This is a genomic window from Streptomyces sp. NPDC045026 (genome assembly GCF_056432625.1).
In genome coordinates, this window is the sequence record NZ_JBWKIS010000005.1 from 397,157 (window position 1) to 419,694 (window position 22,538).

Sequence of the window (22,538 nt, forward strand, 5' to 3'; positions counted from 1 at the left end):
ATGGCCTCCGGCCTGGGGCAAAAGGCTTACGCCTCCCCGTCCTCCGGCACCGGCGGAGCCGTCGGCCGCAGCTTCAGCCACACCAGGAAGAACAGCCCGAGGGCGAGCATGCCGAGGCCCGTCCACAGGTTGATGTTGATGTTCTCGGCCTTTTTCAGGTCGGCGTCGGACGCCGTGATGCCGGCGATCGTGACGATGACCCCGTACACCACGAACAGTCCGCCGATGATGCGCCGGATGTCGAAGAGCCGCGCCGCGGTCGCGGACTTGCGTTCCAACTCGGTGACTTCGTTCTGGAGTTCAGACATGAGGGTTCGCGCCTCCGATCAGAGGGAGAAGGGGACGTAGCACAGCGCGGCGAGCACGATCGCGCCCCAGCCGAGCAGCGCGGGCTTGCGGTACCAGGCGTCGTCGCCCTCGGCGGGCGGCTCCTCCAGGCCCGGCGCCGTCGTCCCGTACACGAGGCCCGCGAGCTCGGCCTCCGGCTTGGGCGCGGTGAACAGGGTGACGACGACCATGACGACCGCACCGGCGACGAAGCCGACGATCGCGGAGACGAAGTTGGCGCCCTGGTCGGTCGGGATGTCGATGATGCCCTGCTTGTAGATCCAGAAGTAGTTGACCATCGCGGCGGTCGTGCCCGCGAGCAGGCCCCACACGCCGGACTTCACCGAGGCGCGCTTCCAGAACATGCCGATGATGAAGACGACGAACATCGGGACGTTGAAGAAGGAGAACAGCGTCTGGAGGTAGCCCATGATGTTCGAGAACGACGAGGCGATGAACGCCGTACCGATCGACGCGAGGACACCGACCGCCGTGATGAGGCGGCCGAACTTCAGGTAGTACGCGTCGGGCTTGCCGGTCTTCACGTACTTGGCCCAGATGTCGTACGTGAACACGGTGTTGAAGGACGACACGTTCGCCGCCATGCCCGCCATGAACGCGGCGAGCAGACCGGTGACCGCGATGCCGAGCACGCCGTTGGGCAGCAGCTCCTGCATCAGGTAGGGGATCGCGTCGTTGTACGTCAGGTCCGATCCGGCCATGCCGATCTTCGGGACGAGGACGGCGGCGACCATGCCCGGGATCATGACCAGGAAGACGATGAAGATCTTCGGGAACGCGGCGATGAGCGGGGTGCGCTGGGCGGCGGAGAGGTTCTTCGCGGACAGGGCGCGCTGCACCTCGGCGAAGTTCGTCGTCCAGTAGCCGAACGAGAGCACGAAGCCCAGGCCGAGGATGATCGTCAGCCAGTTCGCGCCGAGCGGGTTGGCCTCACCGATGCCCGTACCGCCCCAGGCCGAGAGGAAGTTGTCGCCGTGCGAGCTCTTCAGCGAGTCGGTCATGCCGCCCCAGCCGCCGACCCGCTTGAGGCCGATGATGCACAGGGGGATGAGCGCCGCGAGGATCACGAAGAACTGGAGGACCTCGTTGTAGATCGCCGAGGAGAGTCCGCCGATGGTGATGTACGCGAGCACGAACAGGCCGGCGACGACGATGGCCAGCCACTGCGGCCAGCCGAGCAGCGCCTCCACGACGATCGACAGGGCGTACAGGTTCACGCCCGCGATCAGGATCGCCGCGAAGGCGAAGAGTATGGAACTCAGCAGGTGCGCGCTCTTGTCGAACCTCTGGAGCAGGTACTCGGGGACCGAGCGCACCTTGGAGCGGTAGTAGAAGGGCATCATCACGAGGCCCAGGAAGACCATCGCCGGGATGGCGCCGATCCAGTACCAGTGGACGACCGAGACGCCGTACTGCGCGCCGGTCGCCGCCATGCCGAGGATCTCGGTGGCGCCCAGGTTGGCCGCGACGAACGCCAGGCCGGTGACCCAGGCGGGCAGGGAGCGGCCCGAGAGGAAGAAGTCGAGGCTGGTCTTCACGGAGCGCCGGGCGGCGAAGCCGATGCCGAGGACCACGACGAAGTAGATCGCCAGGATCGCGTAGTCGAGGCCGTTGGTGGGCAGCCGGAGCCCCGCGGCCAGGGTTTGTGTGGGGGACAGCATGAGAACTCGCTTCGTTGCGCGAACTGATCAGACCGGAACCTACGCGTCTATGTTCAATAAATGAACACTCCCGCTGAGGTTCTTTGTTTGATTGTGATGCGAGTGACACGCCACGCACCGGAGATCCGTCCTCGGCCTTGACCATCCCGTTGAACCGTGCTTTGTTATGTTTGATTATGTTGACTTGATGCGAATGAGGAGCATCGGACGTGAAGAAGACGTCGACCCGGCTCGCCGACGGTCGCGAGCTCATCTACTACGACTCGCGTGACGACGTCGTGCGGGACGCGGTGGACCGGCGTCCACTGGACCCCGTCGCCTCCTCCTCGCAGATCCGCCGCGACCCCCTCCTCGGAGACAGCGTCGCCGTCGCCTCGCACCGACAGGGCCGCACCTACCACCCGCCGGCCGACGAGTGCCCCCTGTGCCCCTCCGAGGGCGACCGGCTCAGCGAGATCCCGGACTCCTCGTACGACGTGGCGGTCTTCGAGAACCGCTTCCCCTCGCTCGCCGGGGACGCCGGCCGCTGCGAGGTGGTCTGCTTCACCTCCGACCACACGTCGTCCTTCGCCGACCTCACCGAGGAACAGGCGGGCCTCGTCCTGGACGCCTGGACCGACCGCACCGCCGAGCTGTCCCATCTGGACTCCGTGAAGCAGGTGTTCTGCTTCGAGAACCGCGGCGCCGAGATCGGCGTCACCCTCGGCCACCCGCACGGCCAGATCTACGGCTACCCCTTCACCACCCCGCGCACCGCCCTCATGCTGGGCTCGCTCGCCGAGCACAAGGAGCAGACCGGCGGCCGCAACCTCTTCGACGACGTGCTCGCCGAGGAGCGCACCGGCGAGCGCGTCGTCATCGAGGGCGACCACTGGGTGGCCTTCGTGCCGTACGCGGCGCGCTGGCCCTACGAGGTGCACCTCTACCCCAAGCGCCGCGTGCCCGACCTGCTCGCCCTCGACGACGGCGCGCGCACAGAGTTCCCTCAGATTTATCTGGAACTCTTGAGGCGCTTCGACCGGCTCTTCGGAACGGGCGAGTCCCCGACGCCGTACATCGCCGCCTGGCATCAGGCGCCCTTCGGCACCCTGGACGACTTCCCCGGCCTCCAGCGGGACGACTTCGCGCTTCACCTCGAGCTTTTCACCATTCGCCGCACTGTTGGAAAGCTGAAGTTTCTCGCGGGTTCCGAATCCGGCATGAGCGTGTTCATCAACGACGTGCCGCCGGAGACCGCGGCTGAGCGACTGCGAGAGGTAGCGAGTACATGAGCGGGAAGTACCTGGTCACCGGTGGTGCGGGATATGTGGGCAGCGTGGTCGCGCAGCACCTGGTCGAGGCGGGGCACGACGTCACCGTCCTCGACAACCTCTCGACCGGATTCCGCGAGGGCGTACCCGCGGGGGTGACGTTCATCGAGGGCGACATCCGCGACGCCGCCAAGTGGCTCGACCGGTCCTTCGACGCCGTCCTGCACTTCGCCGCGTTCTCCCAGGTCGGCGAGTCCGTCGTGAAGCCCGAGAAATACTGGGACAACAACGTCGGCGGCACCATGGCGCTGCTCGCCGCGATGCGCGCGGCCGAAGTCCGCAAGCTCGTCTTCTCCTCGACCGCGGCGACGTACGGGGAGCCCGTCAGCACCCCCATCACCGAGTCCGACCCCACCGCCCCCACCTCCCCGTACGGCGCCTCCAAGCTCGCCGTCGACCACATGATCACCGGGGAGGCGGCCGCGCACGGCCTGGCCGCCGTGTCGCTGCGCTACTTCAACGTGGCGGGCGCCTACGGCACCTGCGGCGAGCGCCACGACCCGGAGTCGCACCTCATCCCCCTCGTCCTCCAGGTCGCCCAGGGCCGGCGCGACGCGATCTCCGTCTACGGCGACGACTACCCGACGCCCGACGGCACCTGCGTGCGCGACTACATCCACGTCGCCGACCTCGCCGAGGCCCACCTGCTCGCTCTCGGCGCCGCCCGCCCCGCCGAGCACCTCATCTGCAACCTCGGCAACGGCAACGGCTTCTCCGTGCGCGAGGTCATCGAGACCGTCCGCCAGGTGACCGGCCACCCGATCCCCGAGGTCACCGCACCGCGCCGCGGCGGCGACCCGGCCGTCCTCGTCGCCTCCGCAGCCACCGCGCGCGAGCGCCTCGGCTGGAACCCGTCCCGCGCGGACCTCGCGGGAATCGTCGCCGACGCCTGGGCCTTCGCCCAGGCACGCCAGGAGGGGTAAGTCATGTCCGTCGCCTCGCAGTTCAGCGATCTGTACGGATACGAGCCCGAGGGGGTCTGGGCCGCGCCCGGACGCGTGAACCTCATCGGCGAGTACACCGACTTCAACGAGGGCTTCGTGATGCCGCTCGCGCTGCCGCACACCGCGGTGGCCGCCGTCGCGCGCCGCACCGACGGAGTCCTGCGGCTGCACTCCGCGGACATCGACGCGCCGATCGCCGAACTGCGGGCCGACGAACTGACCCCGCTCTCCGAGTTCGGGCAGGGCGGCTGGGCCGCGTACCTGGCGGGCGTCGTATGGGCGCTGCGCGAGGCCGGACACACCGTCACGGGCGCGGACATCCACCTCGCGTCGACCGTGCCGACCGGCGCGGGCCTGTCCTCCTCGGCCGCACTCGAGGTCGTCACCGCGCTCGCGCTCAACGACCTCTTCGAACTGGGGCTCACCGGGCCCGAATTGGCGCGGATCGCGCAGCGGGCCGAGAACGACTTCGTGCGCGTGCCCTGCGGGATCATGGACCAGATGGCGTCGGCGTGCGCCACCGAGGGCCACGTCCTGCACCTGGACTGCCGCGACCTGTCCACCCGCCAGGTCCCCTTCGACCTGGCCGCGCAGGGCCTCCAGCTGCTCGTCGTCGACACCCGCGTCAAGCACGAGCTCGGCGACGGCGCGTACGCGGAGCGCCGCGCGGGCTGCGAAGAGGGCGCCCGCGCGCTCGGCGTCTCCCATCTGCGTGACGTGCCGTACGCCGAACTGCCCGAAGCGCTGGCCAAGTTGGCGGACCTCACCGACGAGCGGATCGTGCGCTACGTCCGCCACATCGTCTGCGACGACCACCGCGTCGAGCGGGTCATCGAGCTCCTCGACGCCGGCGACGTACGGGCGATCGGCCCGGTCCTCACCGAGGGCCACGTCTCGCTCCGCGACGACCTGCGCATCTCCTGCACCGAGCTGGACCTCGTCGTGGACACCGCGAACGCGACGGGCGCGCTCGGTGCCCGGATGACCGGCGGCGGCTTCGGCGGCTCGGCGATCGTCCTGGTGGAGGAGCCGGACGCGGACGCGGTGACGAAGTCGATCACGGAGGCGTTCGCCGCGGCGGGCTACACGGCCCCGCGCGTCTTCCCGGCGGTCCCGTCGGCCGGAGCCCACCAACTCACGGCGGCCGCTTCGTAAGGGCGAACAACTCCTTGAACTCCTTGATCCCCGGCGGCCGGCCGGGGCTGTGTCCGACAGTGCGCTCCGCGCACGTGCGCAAGAGCGCTCAGCCCAGCCGCTTCGTCAGCGTGAACTCCTTCACCCCCGGCGGGTAGTCGGGGATCACGCTCACGAGCTCGTAGCCGTGCTGGCGGTAGAAGCCCGGTGCCTGGAAGTCCCAGGTTTCGACGCGGGCGCCGTGGCAGGCGCGGTCCTCGTGGGCGATGCGTTCCGCCTCCGCGAGGAGGCGGGAGCCCAGGCCCTTCGCGCGGTGGCGGTCGTCGACCCAGAGCAGGGTCACGTGGAGCCAGGTCGCCCAGGTGTGCCCGTCCAGGCCGCCGGCGATCTCGTCGCTCTCGTCCAACGCCCACACCTGGAGCGGCACTTCGCGGTCCTCGGGCGTGCCCCGCAGTGACCTGAGCTCCGCCGACGCCGCGTTGTTCGCCTCACGCAGCCGGAAGTGAAGAAGATCGCGCCGCTGTTTGTCGACTTCTGTCTCAATACGAAACATACGCCTCACCATAAACGCGCAGGCCAATCAGTTCTGCAAATTGCCTTCCGCTCCTGGCCCGCGGCCCTACTCTGAGGGCAGCGCCGGTGGGGGCCGGTGCTGATCAGGGGGCGAGACAGCCGGGTACGACGCCCGGAGCGGGGGTAGCGGTTCCAGCGCGGCGGCGGCCGTGCGACCGCGATGACCTGCCTCTCCGGGCGCCGTACCCGTGCCGGAAGCCTCCCGGCGCCGGGGAATCCCCTGCTCCGCGAGGAGCGTGGGGGAGGGGGTTATACACGTGGTTCGCATCCGAGTCCTGGTCGTCGACGACCACCGCATCTTCGCCGAGTCGCTCGCCGCGGCTCTCGCCGCCGAGCCCGACGTGGACGTGTCCGCGGCCGGCAGCGGCCCCGCCGCACTGCGCTGCATGGACCGCGCGGCGGCGGAAGGACGCCGGTTCGACGTCCTCCTGGTCGACGCCGACCTGGGAGCGGCCCTGCACGGCCCGCGCCCGCCGACGGCCGTGCCCGACACGGCGCCCGGCCAGGACGGCCTGGTCGACGGCATCTCCCTGGTGGCGGGCGTCCGTTCGGGCCAGCCCACCGTACGGACCGTGGTCCTCGCCGAGAAGGACGACCCGCGCCGCGCGGCCCTCGCGCTCCAGGCGGGCGCCTCCGGCTGGGTGGCCAAGGACTGCTCGCTCTCGCGGCTGCTCACGGTCATCCGGGGCGTCCTGCGCGACGAGACGCATCTGCCGCCCGCCCTGCTCACGAGTGTGCTGCGGGAGCTGACCGCGGCGCGCAAGCACCGCACCGAGTCCGAGCGCCTGGTGGAGTCCCTGACGCCGCGTGAGGGCGAGGTGCTGCGCTGCATGGTCGCCGGCCTCGGCCGCAAGGCGGTCGCCGAACGCCTCTTCCTGTCCCCGCACACGGTCCGTACGCACATGCAGAACGTGCTCGGCAAGCTCGGGGTCCACTCCACGCTCGCGGCGGTGGCCCTGGCGCGCAGGGCCGGGGTCGGGCCCGCGGACCTGGAAGCGGCGTCGTAGGAACGGGATCCGTACGACTGGCTTCTCAACCAGGGATGTTGTCGAACGGCGCGGTCAACTGCCGCAGCAGTCCGGCCAGTTCACCGCGCTGGGTGCGGGACAGCTCGGCGAGGATCGCCCGCTCCTGCTCGAGGAGGCCGGCGAGCGCCTGGTCGGCGCGGTCCTGTCCCTCGGTGGTCAGTCGCACCAGGACACCGCGCCGGTCGCTCGGGTCGGGCAGACGCTCGACGAGACCCTTCTTGGCGAGCCGGTCGATACGGTTGGTCATCGTGCCGGAGGTGACGAGGGTCTGCGTGAGGAGCTGTCCGGGGGAGAGCTGGTAGGGGGCGCCGGCCCGCCGCAGGGACGTCAGTACGTCGAACTCCCACGGCTCCAACTGGTGCTCGGCGAACGCCAGGCGCCGGGCCCGGTCAAGATGACGCGCCAGCCTGCTGACCCGACTGAGCACCTCGAGGGGCTCCACGTCGAGGTCAGGGCGCTCTCGGCGCCACGCTGCGACCAGCCGGTCGACCTCGTCCTCCATGACGATCAGTCTAGTGGGTCCCTCGACATGAAGTCTCTTGAATTCAACTATCTTGACATCGAGATAAATCCGGGAGGATCCTGGCCGCCATGAGCGCACCCACCTGGGACCCCCAGCAGTATCTCCGGCACGCGGACCACCGCACCCGCCCCTTCGCCGACCTCCTCGCCCGCGTCCAGGGCGACCCGGCGAGGATCGCCGACCTCGGCTGCGGCGCGGGCAACGTCACCGCCCTGCTCGCCGAGCGCTGGCCGAAGGCCAGGATCACCGGCTACGACAATTCCCCGCAGATGCTGGAGAAGGCCGCCTCCCACGCTACCGACCTGCTCGACTTCGCACCCGCCGACGCGGCCACCTGGACCCCCGCCGAGCCCTTCGACCTGATCGTCTCCAACGCCCTGCTCCAGTGGGTCCCCGGCCACACCGACCGCTTCCCCGACTGGCTCGCCGGCCTCACCCCCGGCGGCACGTTCGCCTTCCAGGTCCCCGGCAACTTCGACGCCCCCAGCCACGTCCTGATGCGCGAACTCGCCGGATCCGCGCGGTGGCGGGACCGGCTCGGCGACACACTGCGCCACGCGGACGCCGTCCACACCCCGGAGCAGTACCTGAACCGGCTCACCGCGCTCGGCTGCCGCGCGGACGTGTGGGAGACGACCTATCTGCATCTGCTCCAGGGCGAGGACCCGGTGCTGGACTGGGTCAAGGGCACGGGCCTGCGGCCCGTCCTCACCACCCTCGCGGACGACCCGCAGGCCACGGACGAATTCCTGACCGCCTACCGCGCCCTGCTCCGCACCGCCTACCCCGCGACACCGCACGGCACGGTCTTCCCCTTCCGCCGCCTCTTCGCCGTGGCCCGCAAGCCCGCGAGCGCCTGATGCTCCGGGCCCTGGACCACGTACAGCTCGCCGCACCCGCGGGATCCGAGGACGTGCTGCGGCGGTTCTACGGGGACGTGCTCGGCATGACAGAGATGCCGAAGCCCCCGGCGCTCGCGGCGCGCGGGGGCTGCTGGTTCCAGGCGGGGGCCGTGCAACTGCATCTGGGTATCGAGGAGGACTTCCGGCCCGCGAAGAAGGCGCACCCCGGGCTGAGGGTCCGTGACATCGAGGCGTACGCCGCCCGGCTGGAAGCCCATGGGGCCATCGTGACCTGGGACTGCGATCTCCCCGGGCACCGCCGCTTCTACTCCGAGGATCCGGTGGGCAACCGGCTGGAGTTCCTGGAGCCGGTCGCGCCCTGAGCCGGCATGCGCCGCGACCCGGCTCGGTGGCGCGACCCGGCTCGACGGAGGGACACGCCGATTCGGTTCGCAGACATATCATCATAAAAGGTGTGTTATTCAGCTATGCACACACATACGCGGCGCAATTTGCTCGCTGCCTCGATCGCGGCCGCCGGCGCGGGAGCCCTGTCAGCCTGTTCCGGGTCCGGGCCCGAGTCCGAGTCGGGCTCGCACGCGGGTTCCGCTCGCCACTCCGAATCGGCTCGTCCCCCAGAGTCCGCTCCCCCTCCCGAGGCCGGTTCGCACGCGCGGACCAGGGTCCCGGACCACGACGGACGTCCCTTCGTCCCCAAGGGGCCCGAGGGATACGTGAACCCGTCCGATCCCGAGGTCCTCGCCGCCGAGCGGGCCCGCGGGTCCGGCCCCCTCCGCAAGTACCGCTTCACCGCCACCGAGACGTCCCTCGATCTCGGCGGGAAGACCGTCAAGTCATGGGCGTACGGCGACTCGCTGCCCGGCAAGGAGGTCCGCATCACCGCGGGCGACATCCTCGACCTCACCGTCGCCAACCACCTGCCCGTGACGACGACCCTGCACTCGCACGGCGTCCGCATGCGCTGCGACATGGACGGCGTACCGGGCCTGACCCAGTTCTCGATCAAGCCCGGCGCGGACTTCAACTACCGCTTCGCCGTGGAGCACCCGGGCACGTACTGGATGCACTCGCACTCAGGACTGCAGCTCGACCGCGGCCTGTACGCCCCGCTGATCGTCGAGGACCCCAAAGAGCCCCTGTCCTACGACAAGGAGTGGGTCGTCGTCCTCGACGACTGGCTCGACGGCGTCGGCGGCTCCACCCCGGACGACGTGCTCGCACAGCTGCACCACGGCATGGCGCCGATGGACATGGACATGGGGGAGGGCGCCGAGGATGACGGCACCGGCCACGGCAAGGCCGACGGCCCCGACCGCATCCTGCGGAACTCCCACAGCCGCCTCCTGCAAAGTGAGGGCGGCAGCGTCGACTACCCGTACTACCTGGTCAACGGCCGCCTCGCGCACGCTCCTTCGGTCTTCCGGGCCCGCACCGGGGACCGCATCCGGCTGCGCATCATCAACGCCGGGGGCGACACGGCCTTCCGCGTCGCACTGGGCGGCCACAAGATGACGGTCACGCACACCGACGGCTACCCGGTCGAACCCACGGAGACGGACGCGCTGCTGCTCGGCATGGCCGAACGCTACGACGTGCTGATCACCGCACAGGACGGGGTGTTCCCGCTGGTCGCCCTGGCCGAGGGCAAGGACGCGCGAGCTCTGGCAGTCCTGCGTACCGGCGGCGGGGCCATCCCCGGGCCCGACGTGCATCCGCAGGAGCTCGACGGCCAGATCGTGCCGCCCGGCCGCCTCGTGCCCCAGGACTCCGTAGCCCTCTGCTGGCGCCGCCCGGACCGCGAGATGCGCATCAAGCTGACCGGCAGCATGAAACGGTTCAACTGGGGCTTCGACCACCGGCCCTACTCCGTCGAGCAACGCCACCCGATCCAGGAGGGGGAGCGGGTCCGCCTGAGCCTCATCAACACCACCGACATGTGGCACCCCATGCACCTGCACGGCCACACCTTCGCCCTCAGGGGCTTCGGCGACCGCGGAGCCCGCAAGGACACCGCCTACGTGCTGCCGCACCGCAAACTCGTCGTCGACTTCAACGCCGACAACCCGGGCCTGTGGATGCTCCACTGCCACAACCAGTACCACTCCGAATCCGGGATGATGACCATCCTCGGCTACCGAAAATGACGGCCCCTTCCCGGACCGTCACACGGTTCAAGCCTTGCGGTGCCCCATCAGCCGCGGCTTCGGCTCCAGACCGTCGAGGCCGTGCCAGGCCAGGTTCACCAGGTGCGCGGCGACCTCGGCCTTCTTCGGCTTACGGGCGTCCAGCCACCACTGACCCGTCAGCGCGACCATGCCGACCAGCGCCTGCGCGTACAGCGGCGCCAGCTTCGGATCGAAGCCGCGGTTCTTGAACTCGCGGCCCAGGATGTCCTCGACCTGCGTCGCGATGTCGGAGATGAGCGAGGCGAACGAGCCCGTGGACTGCGGGATCGGGGAGTCGCGGACCAGAATGCGGAAGCCGTCCGTGTACTCCTCGATGTAGTCGAGGAGGGCGAACGCGGCCTGCTCACACAGTTCGCGCGGGTGCCCGGCCGTCAGCGAGCCGGTCACCATGTCGAGGAGCTGGCGCATCTCACGGTCGACGACCACCGCGTACAGGCCCTCCTTGCCGCCGAAGTGCTCGTACACCACCGGCTTGGAGACCCCGGCCTTCGCCGCGATCTCCTCCACCGACGTGCCTTCGAAGCCCTTCGCGGCGAAGAGGGTGCGACCGATCTCGAGCAGCTGCTGGCGGCGCTCCGCACCGGTCATCCGGGTGCGGCGCGCGCGCCGGGGCTTGTCGTTGCTTGCTGGGCCCGCTGGGCTCGCAGAGTTCGGATCGGTCGCCACGGGTTCCATCATGCCGCGTCAGCGGCCTGCGGCTTGCGGCGGGACTCGATCCGCTCCTTCGACGGCCAGCGCACGTCGTGCGCCCAGCCCAGCTGTTCGAACCAGCGGATCAGCCGCGCGGACGAATCCACCTGGCCCCGCATCACCCCGTGCCGCGCGGACGTCGGGTCGGCGTGGTGCAGGTTGTGCCACGACTCGCCGCAGGACAGGACCGCCAGCCACCACACGTTGCCCGACTTGTCCCGCGACTTGAAGGGACGCTTGCCGACCGCGTGACAGATCGAGTTGATCGACCACGTGACGTGGTGCAGCAGCGCCACCCGCACCAGTGAGCCCCAGAAGAAGCCCGTGAACGCGCCCCACCACGACATCGTCGCCAGACCGCCGATCAGCGCCGGCAGAGCCAGCGACAGCATCGTCCAGAAAATGAACTGACGCGAGATCGCCCTTATGGCTGGATCATTCACCAGATCGGGTGCGTACTTCTCCTGCGAGGTCTGCTCCTCGTCGAACATCCAGCCGATGTGCGCCCACCACAGGCCCTTCATCAGCGCGGGCAGCGTCTCGCCGAACCGCCACGGCGAGTGCGGGTCACCCTCCGCGTCGGAGAACTTGTGGTGCTTACGGTGATCCGCCACCCAGCGGACGAGAGGACCCTCGACCGCCATCGAGCCGGCGACCGCCAGCGCGATCCGCAGCGGCCGCTTCGCCTTGAAGGAACCGTGCGTGAAATACCGGTGGAAACCGATCGTGATGCCGTGGCAGCCCAGGTAGTAGAAGAACACCAGGAGGCCGAGGTCGAGCCAGCTCACACCCCAGCCCCAGGCCAGCGGCACCGCCGCGACCAGCGCCAGGAACGGGACGGTGATGAAGAGCAGCAGCGCGAGCTGCTCCAGCGAACGCTTCTGCTCACCGCCGAGCGTGGCGGAGGGCAGCGAAGCGCCGGTCGAATCGCCCGACGACGCCTCCGGGGCGTCATCGATCAGATCGGGGCTTGGTGTCATGGGGCGTCCCCTGTGGGGTCGAGGGTTGAGACAGGTTTGAGAACGGGGATGTGAAGCTGAGAGCTTTTACTACGCGTCCGTAACCTACGGCGTCGTAAGTATGGCAGCGCGCAGGCGAGCGGCAAGAGGCCCGGAAACGGCCCAACCGGGCGGACACCTATCCTTGGAAACGGTCGGACAGCGCGGTCCGCTCTGTATCTCCACCCGGGACTCATACCCGGATCCCGGGGTTTCCCTCCCAGACGTGCTTCACCACTGCAAGGAGCCGCACCTGTGAGCAGTGCCGACGACCAGAGCCGCGAGGCCACTTCCAGCGCCGAGCTGCGCGCCGACATCCGCCGCCTCGGCGACCTCCTCGGCGAGACACTCGTACGCCAGGAGGGCCCCGAGCTCCTCGAACTGGTCGAAAAGGTCCGCCGCCTCACCCGGGAGGACGGCGAGGCCGCCGCCCGCCTGCTCGGCGACACGGAACTGGAGACCGCGGCCAAGCTGGTCCGCGCCTTCTCGACGTACTTCCATCTGGCGAACGTGACCGAGCAGGTGCACCGCGGCCGCGAGCTGCGCGCCCGCCGCGCCGCCGAGGGCAGCCTGCTGGCCCGCACCGCCGACCGGCTCAAGGACGCCGACGCCGACCACCTGCGCGAAACGGTCCAGCACCTGAACGTACGGCCGGTGTTCACCGCCCACCCGACCGAGGCCGCCCGACGCTCCGTCCTCAACAAGCTGCGCCGCGTCGCCGAACTCCTCGAGACCCCCGTCATCGAGGCCGACCGCCGCCGCTACGACACCCGCCTCGCCGAGAACATCGACCTCGTGTGGCAGACCGACGAACTGCGCGTCGTCCGGCCCGAGCCCACCGACGAGGCGCGCAACGCCATCTACTACCTCGACGAGCTGCACGCCGGCGCCGTCGGCGACGTCCTCGAAGACCTCACCGCCGAGCTGCAGCGCGTCGGCGTCACCCTGCCCGACGCCAGCCGCCCCCTCACCTTCGGCACCTGGATCGGCGGCGACCGCGACGGCAACCCGAACGTCACCCCCGCCGTCACCTGGGACGTCCTGATCCTCCAGCACGAGCACGGCATCAACGACGCCCTGGAGCTCATCGACGAGCTGCGCGGCTTCCTGTCGAACTCCATCCGTTACACCGGCGCCACCGAGGAACTCCTCACCTCCCTCCAGAACGACCTGGAGCGCCTCCCGGAGATCAGCCCCCGCTACAAGCGCCTCAACTCCGAGGAGCCCTACCGGCTCAAGGCCACCTGCATCCGGCAGAAGCTGGAGAACACCAAGGAGCGCCTCGCCAAGGGCACCGCGCACGTGGACGGCCGCGACTACCTCGGCACCGCCGAACTCCTCCAGGACCTCACGCTCATCCAGACGTCCCTGCGCGAGCACCGCGGCGCCCTGTTCGCCGACGGCCGGATGAACCGCACCATCCGTACGCTCGCCGCGTTCGGCCTCCAGCTCGCCACCATGGACGTACGCGAACACGCCGACGCCCACCACCACGCGCTCGGCCAGCTCTTCGACCGCCTCGGCGAGGAGTCCTGGCGCTACGCCGACATGCCCCGCGAGTACCGCCAGAAGCTCCTCGCCAAGGAACTCAGGTCCCGCAGGCCCCTCGCCCCCTCGCCCGCACCCCTCGACGCCGCGGGCGAGAAGACCCTCGGCGTCTTCCACACCGTCAAGCGCGCCCTCGACGTCTTCGGACCCGAAGTCATCGAGTCGTACATCATCTCGATGTGCCAGGGCGCCGACGACGTGTTCGCCGCCGCCGTCCTCGCCCGCGAGGCCGGACTCATCGACCTGCACGGCGGCTGGGCCAAGATCGGCATCGTGCCGCTCCTGGAGACCACCGACGAGCTGCGCGCCGCCGACGTCATCCTCGACGAGATGCTCGCCGACCCCTCCTACCGGCGCCTCGTCGCCCTGCGCGGCGACGTCCAGGAAGTCATGCTCGGCTACTCGGACTCCTCCAAGTTCGGCGGCATCACCACCTCCCAGTGGGAGATCCACCGCGCCCAGCGCCGACTGCGCGACGTCGCCCACCGCTACGGCGTGCGCCTGCGCCTCTTCCACGGCCGCGGCGGCACCGTCGGCCGCGGCGGCGGCCCCTCGCACGACGCGATCCTCGCCCAGCCGTGGGGCACCCTCGAGGGCGAGATCAAGGTGACCGAGCAGGGCGAGGTCATCTCCGACAAGTACCTCGTGCCGTCCCTGGCCCGCGAGAACCTCGAACTGACCGTCGCCGCCACCCTCCAGGCATCCGCGCTGCACACCGCGCCCCGCCAGTCCGACGAGGCCCTCGCCCGCTGGGACGCGGCCATGGACGTCGTCTCCGACGCCGCGCACGCCGCGTACCGCAAGCTCGTCGAGGACCCGGACCTGCCGACGTACTTCCTCGCCTCCACCCCGGTGGACCAGCTCGCCGACCTGCACCTGGGCTCGCGGCCCTCCCGCCGCCCCGGCTCGGGCGTCTCGCTCGACGGCCTGCGCGCCATCCCATGGGTGTTCGGCTGGACCCAGTCACGGCAGATCGTGCCCGGCTGGTTCGGCGTCGGCTCCGGCCTCAAGGCACTGCGCGAGGCCGGCCTCGGCACCGTGCTCGACGAGATGAGCGAGCACTGGCACTTCTTCCGCAACTTCCTGTCGAACGTCGAGATGACCCTCGCCAAGACGGACCTGCGGATCGCCCGCCACTACGTCGACACACTCGTCCCCGACGAGCTCAAGCACGTCTTCGCCGACATCGAGGCCGAGCACGAACTGACCGTGCGAGAGGTACTGCGCATCACCGGCGGCCAGGAACTCCTGGACACCCAGCCGGTACTCCAGCAGACCTTCTCGATCCGCGACGCCTACCTGGACCCGATCTCGTACCTCCAGGTGGCCCTGCTCAAGCGCCAGCGCGACGACGCGGCCGCCGGCAACGAGCCGGACCCGCTGCTCGGACGGGCACTCCTGCTCACCGTCAACGGCGTCGCGGCGGGACTGCGCAACACCGGCTGATCAACCAGTGGGGACATGACGGCAGTTCACCAGGTGAGCGTCGCGAACGCGGCACTCAGCAACGCGACCCCGGTGGCTGCCGTCACCCATGCCCAGCGCGTCAGGCGCAGCCCACCCGCGATCACCACCGCCGCCAGCAGCAGCGCACCGCCCAGCGGCACCCACGCGTGGAAGAACCCCGCAGCCCCCGTGCGCACCACCTCGTCCGAGCCGGGCTTCACCACCACGGGGATACGCGCGCCCTTGTTCTCCGCGATCGACCGGTCGATGACGACACGGGCGCGCGGCTGCGAACCCGGCGACAGAGGCGCGTAAGGGCCGGTACACGCGTCCTCGGTGCACCGCGTCACCGTCAGCGTGCCGTGCTCACGGCCCTTGGTGAGCATCACGTGCTGCGCCGACGCCCAGGACGCCCGGACGCCCGCGATCAGGATCAGCAGGGCGACGACCGCCATCGCGGCCCGCCGGGTGTACGAGAGCATGGCGGCGATCCTTGGCCATGGCCCCGCGAAGAGTCAAGAAAAGCGGGCGGTTCCCGGTCGAGATGCCCGTGACCTGCCGAGATGCCCGGTCAACTCACACGACACGTCAGGAGTTGTACGCGCTCTGCGCCCGCTCCAGACCCTCCGTGACCAGACACTCCACCGAGTCCGCCGCCCGGTCCACCAGGTAGTCCAGCTCCTTGCGCTCCGTCGACGAGAAGTCCTTCAGCACGAAGTCCGCCACCTGCATACGCCCCGGCGGACGCCCGATCCCGAACCGCACCCGGTGATAGTCCGCACCCATCGACTTCGTGATCGACTTCAGACCGTTGTGCCCGTTGTCGCCACCGCCCAGCTTCAGTCGCATCGTCCCGTAGTCGATGTCCAGCTCGTCATGGACCGCCACGATGTTGCCGACCGGCACCTTGTAGAAATCCCGCAGACCCGTCACCGGACCACCCGACACGTTCATGAACGACATCGGCTTCGCCAGAATCACCCGGCGGTTCTGCGGACCCGGCGCACCGATCCGCCCCTCGAGCACCTGCGCCTGAGCCTTGCCCGCCCGCTTGAACTTGCCACCGATCCGCTCCGCCAGCAGATCAGCCACCATGAAACCCACGTTGTGCCGGTTCATCGCGTACTCGGGCCCGGGATTCCCGAGACCCACGATCAGCCAGGGGGCAGTGGCATCGGTCGTCATCGGGACCTCGTCTCCTCACGTACAACACACGGACGGGAACATGAAAAAACGGGGTGGCGGGCCGCAGTGGCCCGCCACCCCGTCAAGCAGAGCGTACGGCTCAGGCCTCGGCGGCCGCGTCCTCGGTCTCGGCAGCCGGCTCCTCGGCCTGCGCGGCCAGGATCTGGATGACGACGGCGTCGGGGTCGGTGACCAGGGTCGTACCGGACGGCAGCGTGACGTCCTTGGCGTGGATGGCGTCGCCGCCCTCCAGGCCCGCGATCGACACGGTGACGGAGGTCGGGATGTGCGTCGCCTCGGTCTCGACCGACAGCGTGTTCAGCACGTTCTCGACGAGGAAGCTGCCCGGAGCCAGCTCACCCTCGGTCTCGACCGCAACCTCGACCGTGACCTTCTCGCCCTGCTTGACGGTCAGCAGGTCGACGTGGACCAGGTAACCCTTGATGGCGTCACGCTGGACAGCCTTCGGGATCGCCAGCTCGGTCTTGCCGTCGACGTCCAGGGACAGCAGAACGTTCGGCGTACGCAGCGCGAGCAGCAGCTCGTGACCCGGCAGCGTCACGTGAACCGGCTCGGCGCCGTGACCGTAGATGACACCGGGAACCTTGTCCTCACGGCGGACGGCGCGGGCAGCACCCTTGCCGAACTCGGTACGGATCTCGGCGGCAAGCTTGATCTCAGCCATGTGCACTCCTCGTAGAAGAAGGGGAATGGGGGTCCCCCCTGCTCGAGCGAAGTCGAGAGCTTGGGGGCGGTCACCCGGCCACGAACGGGCCTGCTACGAAGAGCGCGTCGATAACGGACCGCCGCACAAAACAGTGCGGCCTCCCTCGCCGAGCAACTCCGTGAGTCTACCCGGCGCGGAAGGCCGCCCAAAATCGATCTAGAAGAGCATCAGCGATCGGTGCAGAAGAGCGTCAGCGCGACTACGCCTGCTCCTCGAACAGGCTCGTCACCGAACCGTCCTCGAAGACCTCACGCACCGCACGCGCGATCGTCGGCGCGATCGACAGCACCGTGATCTTGTCCAGCTCCAGCTCACCCGGCGTCGGCAGCGTGTCCGTGAAGATGAACTCACTCACCTTCGAGTTCTTCAGACGGTCAGCAGCCGGACCCGACAGCACACCGTGCGTCGCCGTCACGATGACGTCCTCCGCACCATGCGCGAACAGCGCGTCCGCAGCGGCGCAGATCGTGCCACCCGTGTCGATCATGTCGTCCACGAGGACACACACGCGGCCCTTCACGTCACCGACGACCTCGTGCACGGTGACCTGATTCGCCACGTCCTTGTCACGACGCTTGTGCACGATCGCCAGCGGCGCGCCCAGGCGGTCGCACCAGCGGTCGGCCACACGCACACGACCGGCGTCCGGAGACACCACCGTGAGCTTGGAGCGGTCGACCTTCGCCCCCACGTAGTCCGCCAGGATCGGCAGCGCGAACAGGTGGTCCACCGGGCCGTCGAAGAAGCCCTGGATCTGGTCCGTGTGCAGATCCACCGTCAGAATGCGGTCCGCACCCGCCGTCTTCATCAGGTCCGCCACCAGACGCGCCGAAATCGGTTCACGTCCACGGTGCTTCTTGTCCTGACGGGCGTAACCGTAGAACGGCACAATCACCGTGATGGAGCGGGCCGACGCACGCTTCAGAGCGTCGATCATGATCAACTGCTCCATGATCCACTTATTGATCGGAGCCGTGTGGCTCTGAATCAGGAAGCAGTCGGCGCCGCGAGCGGACTCCTGATAGCGGACATAGATCTCGCCATTGGCGAAGTCGAATGCCTTGGTCGGAACGATCCCGACGCCGAGAGCGTGCGCGACCTCCTCGGCAAGCTCGGGGTGCGCGCGGCCGGAGAAGAGCATCAGTTTCTTCTCGCCGGTCGTCTTGATCCCGCTCACAGCACTTGTCTCCTCAGACGCGTTCTTCCGCCGCTGCGCCCGCTCGTCCCATTAGCAGCGAGGCAGCCGAATCGTGTGCACCTATCACGGTACGCCGTGTCGGACGCACCTGTTTCCGGTCAGCCTTCGCTACCGGCCTCCCGGGACGCCTCCTCAGCCGCCTTCGCAGCCGCACTCCCCGGACGCTTACGAGCCACCCAACCCTCGATATTCCGCTGCTGGCCACGGGCCACAGCCAACGAACCCGCCGGCACATCCTTCGTGATGACCGACCCCGCAGCCGTGTATGCACCGTCCCCGACCGTGACAGGCGCCACAAACATGTTGTCCGAACCCGTCTTGCAATGCGAACCGACCGTCGTGTGGTGCTTGGCCTCACCGTCGTAGTTCACAAAGACGCTCGCAGCACCGATGTTCGTGTAGTCGCCGATCGTCGCGTCACCGACGTACGAGAGGTGCGGGACCTTCGTGCCCTCACCGATCGTCGAGTTCTTCGTCTCCACGTACGTACCGATCTTGGCCTTCACACCAAGGCGCGTACCCGGCCGCAGATACGCGAACGGACCCACCGTCGCCCCCTCGCCCACCTCGGCACCATCCGCCACCGTGTTGTCGACCCGCGCCCCCGCACCGACCCTCGTGTCCGTCAGCCGCGTGTTCGGACCCACCTCGGCACCCTCACCCAGGTGCGTCGCGCCGAGCAGCTGCGTGCCCGGGTGGACGAGCGCGTCCCGCTCGAAGCCCACCGTCACGTCGATCCACGTCGACGCGGGGTCGACGACCGTCACGCCCGCCAGCATCGCCCGCTCCAGCAGCCGGTCATTCAGCGTCCGACGCGCATCCGCCAACTGCACACGGTTGTTGATACCCGCGATCTCACGATGATCGGCCGCGACCGAGGCGCCGACACGATGGCCCGCCTCCCGCAGGATGCCGAGCACGTCCGTGAGGTACTCCTCACCCTGACTGTTGTCCGTACGCACCTTGCCCAGCGCATCCGCCAGCAACTGACCGTCGAACGCGAACACACCCGAGTTGATCTCACGAATCGCATGCTGCGACTCGCTCGCATCCTTGTGCTCGACGATCGCCGTCACCGCACCGGACGCCCCGTCCCGCACGATCCGGCCGTAACCGGTCGCATCCGGAACCTCGGCCGTCAGCACCGTCACGGCATTGCCGTCACCCGTGTGCGTCGCCGACAGGTGCATCAGCGTCTCGCCCGTCAGCAGCGGAGTATCACCGCACACCACGATCACCGTGCCGTCGACAGCGCCACCGAGCTCCTCGAGCCCCATACGCACGGCGTGCCCCGTACCGTTCTGCTGCTCCTGCACGGCGGTACGGGCGTCCGGATCGATCCCGGCGAGGTGCTCACGCACCCGGTCCCGCTCGTGACCCACGACGACGACGAGATTCTCGGGGCTCAACTCCCGCGCGGCGGCGAGCACATGCCCGACGAGCGAGCGACCACTGATCTCGTGCAGGACTTTGGGCGTGGCCGACTTCATACGGGTGCCCTCACCCGCTGCAAGAACGACGACGGCGGCCGGACGGGGGCTGTTGGCGCTCACGGGTGTGCCCTTCGGCTTCGGATGCTTGTGGGGTGGGGACATCCGCAGGATACCGGGGCGTTGTGGGGCGGAAATGGGGGCGGGCCTCGCCGACCCGCCGGGCCGCGCCACGCCGTGAGCTCCCCCGCCAGGACTTGAACCCGGACAGATGGCACCAAAAGCCACAGTGCTGCCAATTACACCACGGGGGATGGAAACGGCCTAAGTCGGACATTTCGTCAGGCTGTCGGCCGGGCTCCCCACACTATGCCGTACCAAGCGCCTTCCATGCGACGGTACAACTCGGCGCTTTGGCGGACATAGATCACGAGGCAGCCGTGGTAGTTCTCGCCGGTGTTCTTCCGGACGGTTCGAGGGTTGTGTTTCTTGATCGTCGGCTTGCTGAATGCGGAAGCGTCGACGCCAACGACCTCTGCCCAGTGCGCCTCAGCTGCCGCAATGTCGGCCGACTCGTGAATGCTGACTCGCAATGTCAGGCGATCGGTGGTGACGCCGAGCAGCTCGAGCCAGCGCACGAAGACACGGATCACGTTGGGGTCGCTGTTGATGAACTGAAGGGCCTCGGAGCGGCGATAGGGCTTGCTCTTGGCGCCTTCGGCCCAGTAAAGGGTCACGCCGGCCAGGAAGAGTTCGCGATCGGAGAGAGGGCCGACTGCTTCCGCGGCCTCGCGCTTCGCCTCTTGGCGCTCGCTGTCCTGAGTAGCGCGCAGTTGGGCGAGGCCCGCATTCATGCGGGCGCGCTGTTCCTCCGGTGTGCACTTGGCCTCAGGTTTGGGCATGTCCCGTACCCAGAGCGAGACCGAGCTCTTCGAGCAGCCCGCCTCGGCCTGGATCTCGTTGTACGTCCGCCGTAGTCGGCGCAGCTCCCGCGCCTGAGCCCGTAGATCGTCTTTTGCGTCGGGGCGCTTGTTCCGCTCGGCCGGAGGTTCGCCCCTGACGAGGCGGCTCAAGGTCTCCTTGCTGTGGACCCCCAGCTCATCGGCAATCTGGCGGAGGCTCCGCCCTTCGCGCCGCAGCGCGACCGCCTGCTCCCGCAGTCCCTCGAAGTCTGTGTATTTGCCTGTGGTCTGCGTCATAGGCAAAGGCTCGCTCGGGACGTGGGCGGGTGGGTCGTATTTGTATATGAGCCAACAGTTCGAGGGATACCGGTTGGTTTCGCTTCTGTTCGAACGGCGCTCGTGGCAGGGGGCTGTCGCGGAAACTCACCGGAAACGGGGCACCTCGCGCCCGTAGGCTGGACGGCATGACCACGACGGGGGAAACGCACCGGACGGCCGGGGGGCCGTGGTGGTGGGAGCGGCGGCGCAGTGCCGTGCTCGATGTTGGGCTGGCCGTCGCGTCGGCGGTGGAGTGCGGGGTTGAGGGGGTCGGGTTCGCGCGGGACGCCGGGGTGCCGGCGGCCGTGGGGGTTGTTTTCGGGGTGCTCGCCGGGGCCACGCTGGTGTTGCGCCGGCGGTGGCCGATCGCGGTGGTGCTGATCGGGGTCGCGGTGACTCCGGCCCGGATGGGTGTGCTGCTGAGCGTGGTGGGTCTCTACACGCTGGCCGCGTCCGAGATGCCGCGGCGGATCATCGGGGCCCTGGCGGGGATGTCGTTCGTCGGGACGCTGATCGTGTCGGTGGTGCGGGCGCAGCAGGATGTGGGGCACGGGAATCTCGTGCGGGTGGGGGACTGGTTCGTTCCGTTCGTCGCCATCACCACGTCGTTGGGCGTGACCGCTCCGCCGTTGCTGTTCGGTCTGTACGTGGGTGCGCGGCGGCGGCTCATGGAGAGTTTGCGGGAGCGGAACGATTCGCTGGAGCGGGAGCTTCAGTTGCTCGCGGAGCGCGCGGAGGAGCGGGCGGAGTGGGCGCGGGGTGAGGAGCGGACGCGCATCGCGCGGGAGATGCACGACGTGGTGGCGCATCGGGTGAGTCTGATGGTGGTGCATGCGGCGGCGTTGCAGGCGGTGGCCCGTAAGGATCCGGAGAAGGCCGTGAAGAACGCGGCGTTGGTCGGGGACATGGGTCGGCAGGCGTTGACGGAACTGCGGGAGATGCTCGGTGTGATGCGGTCCGGCGGCGGCGGCGGCGGCGGCGGCGGTGGCGGTCGGCGTGAGTCGGGTGCGGGGGTGCCGTTGGCGGCGGTGGGGGTGGCGGCTGCGGCCGCTGCTGCGGCGTCTCGGGTCGTCGATGAGGAGGACGGGCCGTGTCTGCGCGATCTTGATGAGTTGGTGGGGCAGTCGCGGGCGGCGGGCATGGTGGTGGAGCTTCTTGTTGAGGGCGATGCGCGGTCGTATGTCGCGGCGGTCGAGCAGACGGCGTATCGGGTGGTGCAGGAGGCGCTGACGAACGTGCACAAGCATGCGGCGGGTGCGAAGACGTATGTGCGGTTGGCGCATCGGGTGTCGGAGTTCGCGATGCAGGTGGAGAACGAGCCGCCGCCGTCGGATGTGGATGCGGGTGTGGGGGCGCGGCTGCCCAGTGGGGGGAATGGGCTGGTCGGGATGAAGGAGCGGGTGGCGGGGCTGGGTGGGGTTTTTGTGTGCGGGCCTACTGATGCCGGGGGGTATCGGGTTTCGGCGGTTCTGCCTGCTGCGTGAGTTGTGTTGCGTGGGCTGCGCTGGGTGGGTCGTGCTGGGTGG

General features: G+C 69.0%; 21 protein-coding genes and 1 tRNA gene. 9 read left to right on the forward strand and 13 right to left on the reverse strand.

Features of this window, described 5'->3' with window-relative positions; genetic code table 11:
* Positions 1 to 26 precede the first annotated feature (26 nt).
* Positions 27 to 308, reverse strand: a complete 282-nt coding sequence (locus AC07EJ_RS14935; RefSeq protein ID WP_389477688.1) for a hypothetical protein — start codon at positions 306 to 308, stop codon at positions 27 to 29.
* Positions 309 to 326: 18 nt separating this feature from the next.
* Positions 327 to 2,009 carry a sodium:solute symporter family protein gene (locus tag AC07EJ_RS14940; protein WP_389477686.1) on the reverse strand — a complete coding sequence of 561 codons (1,683 nt, stop codon included), beginning with the start codon at positions 2,007 to 2,009 and terminating at the stop codon, positions 327 to 329.
* A gap of 209 nt (positions 2,010 to 2,218) precedes the next feature.
* Between AC07EJ_RS14940 and galT the strand changes: the two genes are divergently transcribed.
* Genes galT through galK form a run of 3 tightly spaced genes read left to right on the forward strand, consistent with a single transcriptional unit; the run spans position 2,219 to position 5,418 of the window.
* Complete coding sequence (gene galT, locus AC07EJ_RS14945; protein WP_389477684.1) at positions 2,219 to 3,280, forward strand: galactose-1-phosphate uridylyltransferase; 1,062 nt, start codon at positions 2,219 to 2,221, stop codon at positions 3,278 to 3,280.
* Positions 3,277 to 4,242, forward strand: coding sequence for a UDP-glucose 4-epimerase GalE (galE, locus tag AC07EJ_RS14950; RefSeq protein ID WP_389477681.1), 966 nt, complete (start codon positions 3,277 to 3,279; stop codon positions 4,240 to 4,242). The genes galT and galE overlap by 4 nt, the downstream gene beginning before the upstream one ends.
* A 3-nt stretch (positions 4,243 to 4,245) precedes the next feature.
* Entirely contained in the window at positions 4,246 to 5,418 is a 1,173-nt protein-coding gene (galK, locus tag AC07EJ_RS14955; RefSeq protein ID WP_389477679.1) for a galactokinase, read from the forward strand.
* 88 nt (positions 5,419 to 5,506) lie between these two features.
* Here the strand turns inward: galK and AC07EJ_RS14960 are convergent, their stop codons facing one another.
* Positions 5,507 to 5,962, reverse strand: coding sequence for a GNAT family N-acetyltransferase (locus tag AC07EJ_RS14960; protein ID WP_478884355.1), 456 nt, complete (start codon positions 5,960 to 5,962; stop codon positions 5,507 to 5,509).
* A 265-nt stretch (positions 5,963 to 6,227) separates the two neighbouring features.
* Between AC07EJ_RS14960 and AC07EJ_RS14965 the strand changes: the two genes are divergently transcribed.
* On the forward strand, positions 6,228 to 6,977 hold the full coding sequence (locus AC07EJ_RS14965; protein WP_389477675.1) for a LuxR C-terminal-related transcriptional regulator: 750 nt from the start codon (positions 6,228 to 6,230) through the stop codon (positions 6,975 to 6,977).
* A 25-nt stretch (positions 6,978 to 7,002) separates the two neighbouring features.
* On the opposite strand, the gene AC07EJ_RS14970 is transcribed toward AC07EJ_RS14965, so the two are convergent.
* Entirely contained in the window at positions 7,003 to 7,500 is a 498-nt protein-coding gene (locus AC07EJ_RS14970) for a MarR family winged helix-turn-helix transcriptional regulator (RefSeq protein ID WP_389477672.1), read from the reverse strand.
* Between the two features lie 89 nt (positions 7,501 to 7,589).
* Here AC07EJ_RS14970 and AC07EJ_RS14975 point away from each other — a divergent pair, with 89 nt between their 5' ends.
* From AC07EJ_RS14975 to AC07EJ_RS14985, 3 genes are all read left to right on the forward strand, one after another.
* Positions 7,590 to 8,381 carry a trans-aconitate 2-methyltransferase gene (locus tag AC07EJ_RS14975; protein ID WP_389477670.1) on the forward strand — a complete coding sequence of 264 codons (792 nt, stop codon included), beginning with the start codon at positions 7,590 to 7,592 and terminating at the stop codon, positions 8,379 to 8,381.
* A complete protein-coding gene (locus tag AC07EJ_RS14980; RefSeq protein WP_389477668.1) occupies positions 8,381 to 8,746 on the forward strand; it encodes a VOC family protein in 366 nt (121 codons plus the stop codon). Before AC07EJ_RS14975 ends, AC07EJ_RS14980 begins: the two co-directional genes overlap by 1 nt.
* A 105-nt stretch (positions 8,747 to 8,851) precedes the next feature.
* Positions 8,852 to 10,528, forward strand: a complete 1,677-nt coding sequence (locus AC07EJ_RS14985; protein WP_389477666.1) for a multicopper oxidase family protein — start codon at positions 8,852 to 8,854, stop codon at positions 10,526 to 10,528.
* A gap of 27 nt (positions 10,529 to 10,555) precedes the next feature.
* Here AC07EJ_RS14985 and AC07EJ_RS14990 read toward each other — a convergent pair whose 3' ends face one another.
* Entirely contained in the window at positions 10,556 to 11,248 is a 693-nt protein-coding gene (locus AC07EJ_RS14990; protein WP_389477664.1) for a TetR family transcriptional regulator, read from the reverse strand.
* Positions 11,245 to 12,240 carry an acyl-CoA desaturase gene (locus tag AC07EJ_RS14995; protein ID WP_389477662.1) on the reverse strand — a complete coding sequence of 332 codons (996 nt, stop codon included), beginning with the start codon at positions 12,238 to 12,240 and terminating at the stop codon, positions 11,245 to 11,247. Before AC07EJ_RS14995 ends, AC07EJ_RS14990 begins: the two co-directional genes overlap by 4 nt.
* Before the next feature lie 273 nt (positions 12,241 to 12,513).
* Between AC07EJ_RS14995 and ppc the strand changes: the two genes are divergently transcribed.
* Positions 12,514 to 15,252 (forward strand): phosphoenolpyruvate carboxylase, encoded by a 2,739-nt coding sequence (ppc, locus tag AC07EJ_RS15000; RefSeq protein WP_389477660.1) that lies wholly within the window; start codon positions 12,514 to 12,516, stop codon positions 15,250 to 15,252.
* Positions 15,253 to 15,278: 26 nt separating this feature from the next.
* On the opposite strand, the gene AC07EJ_RS15005 is transcribed toward ppc, so the two are convergent.
* From AC07EJ_RS15005 to AC07EJ_RS15035, 7 genes are all read right to left on the reverse strand, one after another.
* Positions 15,279 to 15,734: a hypothetical protein gene (locus tag AC07EJ_RS15005; RefSeq protein ID WP_389477658.1), complete on the reverse strand. Its 456-nt coding sequence runs from the start codon at positions 15,732 to 15,734 to the stop codon at positions 15,279 to 15,281.
* A gap of 106 nt (positions 15,735 to 15,840) precedes the next feature.
* Entirely contained in the window at positions 15,841 to 16,437 is a 597-nt protein-coding gene (gene pth / locus AC07EJ_RS15010) for an aminoacyl-tRNA hydrolase (RefSeq protein WP_362897688.1), read from the reverse strand.
* Positions 16,438 to 16,537: 100 nt separating this feature from the next.
* A complete protein-coding gene (locus AC07EJ_RS15015; RefSeq protein WP_389477656.1) occupies positions 16,538 to 17,122 on the reverse strand; it encodes a 50S ribosomal protein L25/general stress protein Ctc in 585 nt (194 codons plus the stop codon).
* A gap of 241 nt (positions 17,123 to 17,363) precedes the next feature.
* Complete coding sequence (locus tag AC07EJ_RS15020; RefSeq protein ID WP_389477654.1) at positions 17,364 to 18,341, reverse strand: ribose-phosphate diphosphokinase; 978 nt, start codon at positions 18,339 to 18,341, stop codon at positions 17,364 to 17,366.
* 119 nt (positions 18,342 to 18,460) lie between these two features.
* Positions 18,461 to 19,957, reverse strand: a complete 1,497-nt coding sequence (gene glmU / locus AC07EJ_RS15025; RefSeq protein WP_389477651.1) for a bifunctional UDP-N-acetylglucosamine diphosphorylase/glucosamine-1-phosphate N-acetyltransferase GlmU — start codon at positions 19,955 to 19,957, stop codon at positions 18,461 to 18,463.
* 77 nt (positions 19,958 to 20,034) lie between these two features.
* Positions 20,035 to 20,106 (reverse strand) — tRNA-Gln (locus AC07EJ_RS15030).
* A gap of 27 nt (positions 20,107 to 20,133) precedes the next feature.
* A complete protein-coding gene (locus AC07EJ_RS15035) occupies positions 20,134 to 20,991 on the reverse strand; it encodes a transposase (protein ID WP_478884356.1) in 858 nt (285 codons plus the stop codon).
* A gap of 167 nt (positions 20,992 to 21,158) precedes the next feature.
* Here AC07EJ_RS15035 and AC07EJ_RS15040 point away from each other — a divergent pair, with 167 nt between their 5' ends.
* Entirely contained in the window at positions 21,159 to 22,496 is a 1,338-nt protein-coding gene (locus AC07EJ_RS15040) for a sensor histidine kinase (RefSeq protein ID WP_478884357.1), read from the forward strand.
* Positions 22,497 to 22,538: the final 42 nt, after the last annotated feature.

What these genes read in the sequence shown, in the direction of transcription:
- AC07EJ_RS14980 (WP_389477668.1), top strand. Translation starts at nt 8,381, where the DNA reads ATGCTCCGGGCCCTGGACCACGTACAGCTCGCCGCACCCGCGGGATCC.
- AC07EJ_RS15005 (WP_389477658.1), bottom strand. Translation starts at nt 15,734, where the DNA reads ATGCTCTCGTACACCCGGCGGGCCGCGATGGCGGTCGTCGCCCTGCTG.
- galE (WP_389477681.1), top strand. Translation starts at nt 3,277, where the DNA reads ATGAGCGGGAAGTACCTGGTCACCGGTGGTGCGGGATATGTGGGCAGC.
- AC07EJ_RS14960 (WP_478884355.1), bottom strand. Translation starts at nt 5,962, where the DNA reads ATGGTGAGGCGTATGTTTCGTATTGAGACAGAAGTCGACAAACAGCGG.
- AC07EJ_RS15040 (WP_478884357.1), top strand. Translation starts at nt 21,159, where the DNA reads ATGACCACGACGGGGGAAACGCACCGGACGGCCGGGGGGCCGTGGTGG.
- AC07EJ_RS14970 (WP_389477672.1), bottom strand. Translation starts at nt 7,500, where the DNA reads ATGGAGGACGAGGTCGACCGGCTGGTCGCAGCGTGGCGCCGAGAGCGC.
- AC07EJ_RS14985 (WP_389477666.1), top strand. Translation starts at nt 8,852, where the DNA reads ATGCACACACATACGCGGCGCAATTTGCTCGCTGCCTCGATCGCGGCC.
- AC07EJ_RS14940 (WP_389477686.1), bottom strand. Translation starts at nt 2,009, where the DNA reads ATGCTGTCCCCCACACAAACCCTGGCCGCGGGGCTCCGGCTGCCCACC.
- AC07EJ_RS14995 (WP_389477662.1), bottom strand. Translation starts at nt 12,240, where the DNA reads ATGACACCAAGCCCCGATCTGATCGATGACGCCCCGGAGGCGTCGTCG.
- pth (WP_362897688.1), bottom strand. Translation starts at nt 16,437, where the DNA reads ATGACGACCGATGCCACTGCCCCCTGGCTGATCGTGGGTCTCGGGAAT.
- glmU (WP_389477651.1), bottom strand. Translation starts at nt 19,957, where the DNA reads ATGTCCCCACCCCACAAGCATCCGAAGCCGAAGGGCACACCCGTGAGC.
- AC07EJ_RS15015 (WP_389477656.1), bottom strand. Translation starts at nt 17,122, where the DNA reads ATGGCTGAGATCAAGCTTGCCGCCGAGATCCGTACCGAGTTCGGCAAG.
- AC07EJ_RS14975 (WP_389477670.1), top strand. Translation starts at nt 7,590, where the DNA reads ATGAGCGCACCCACCTGGGACCCCCAGCAGTATCTCCGGCACGCGGAC.
- AC07EJ_RS15035 (WP_478884356.1), bottom strand. Translation starts at nt 20,991, where the DNA reads ATGACGCAGACCACAGGCAAATACACAGACTTCGAGGGACTGCGGGAG.
- AC07EJ_RS14990 (WP_389477664.1), bottom strand. Translation starts at nt 11,248, where the DNA reads ATGATGGAACCCGTGGCGACCGATCCGAACTCTGCGAGCCCAGCGGGC.
- galK (WP_389477679.1), top strand. Translation starts at nt 4,246, where the DNA reads ATGTCCGTCGCCTCGCAGTTCAGCGATCTGTACGGATACGAGCCCGAG.
- AC07EJ_RS14935 (WP_389477688.1), bottom strand. Translation starts at nt 308, where the DNA reads ATGTCTGAACTCCAGAACGAAGTCACCGAGTTGGAACGCAAGTCCGCG.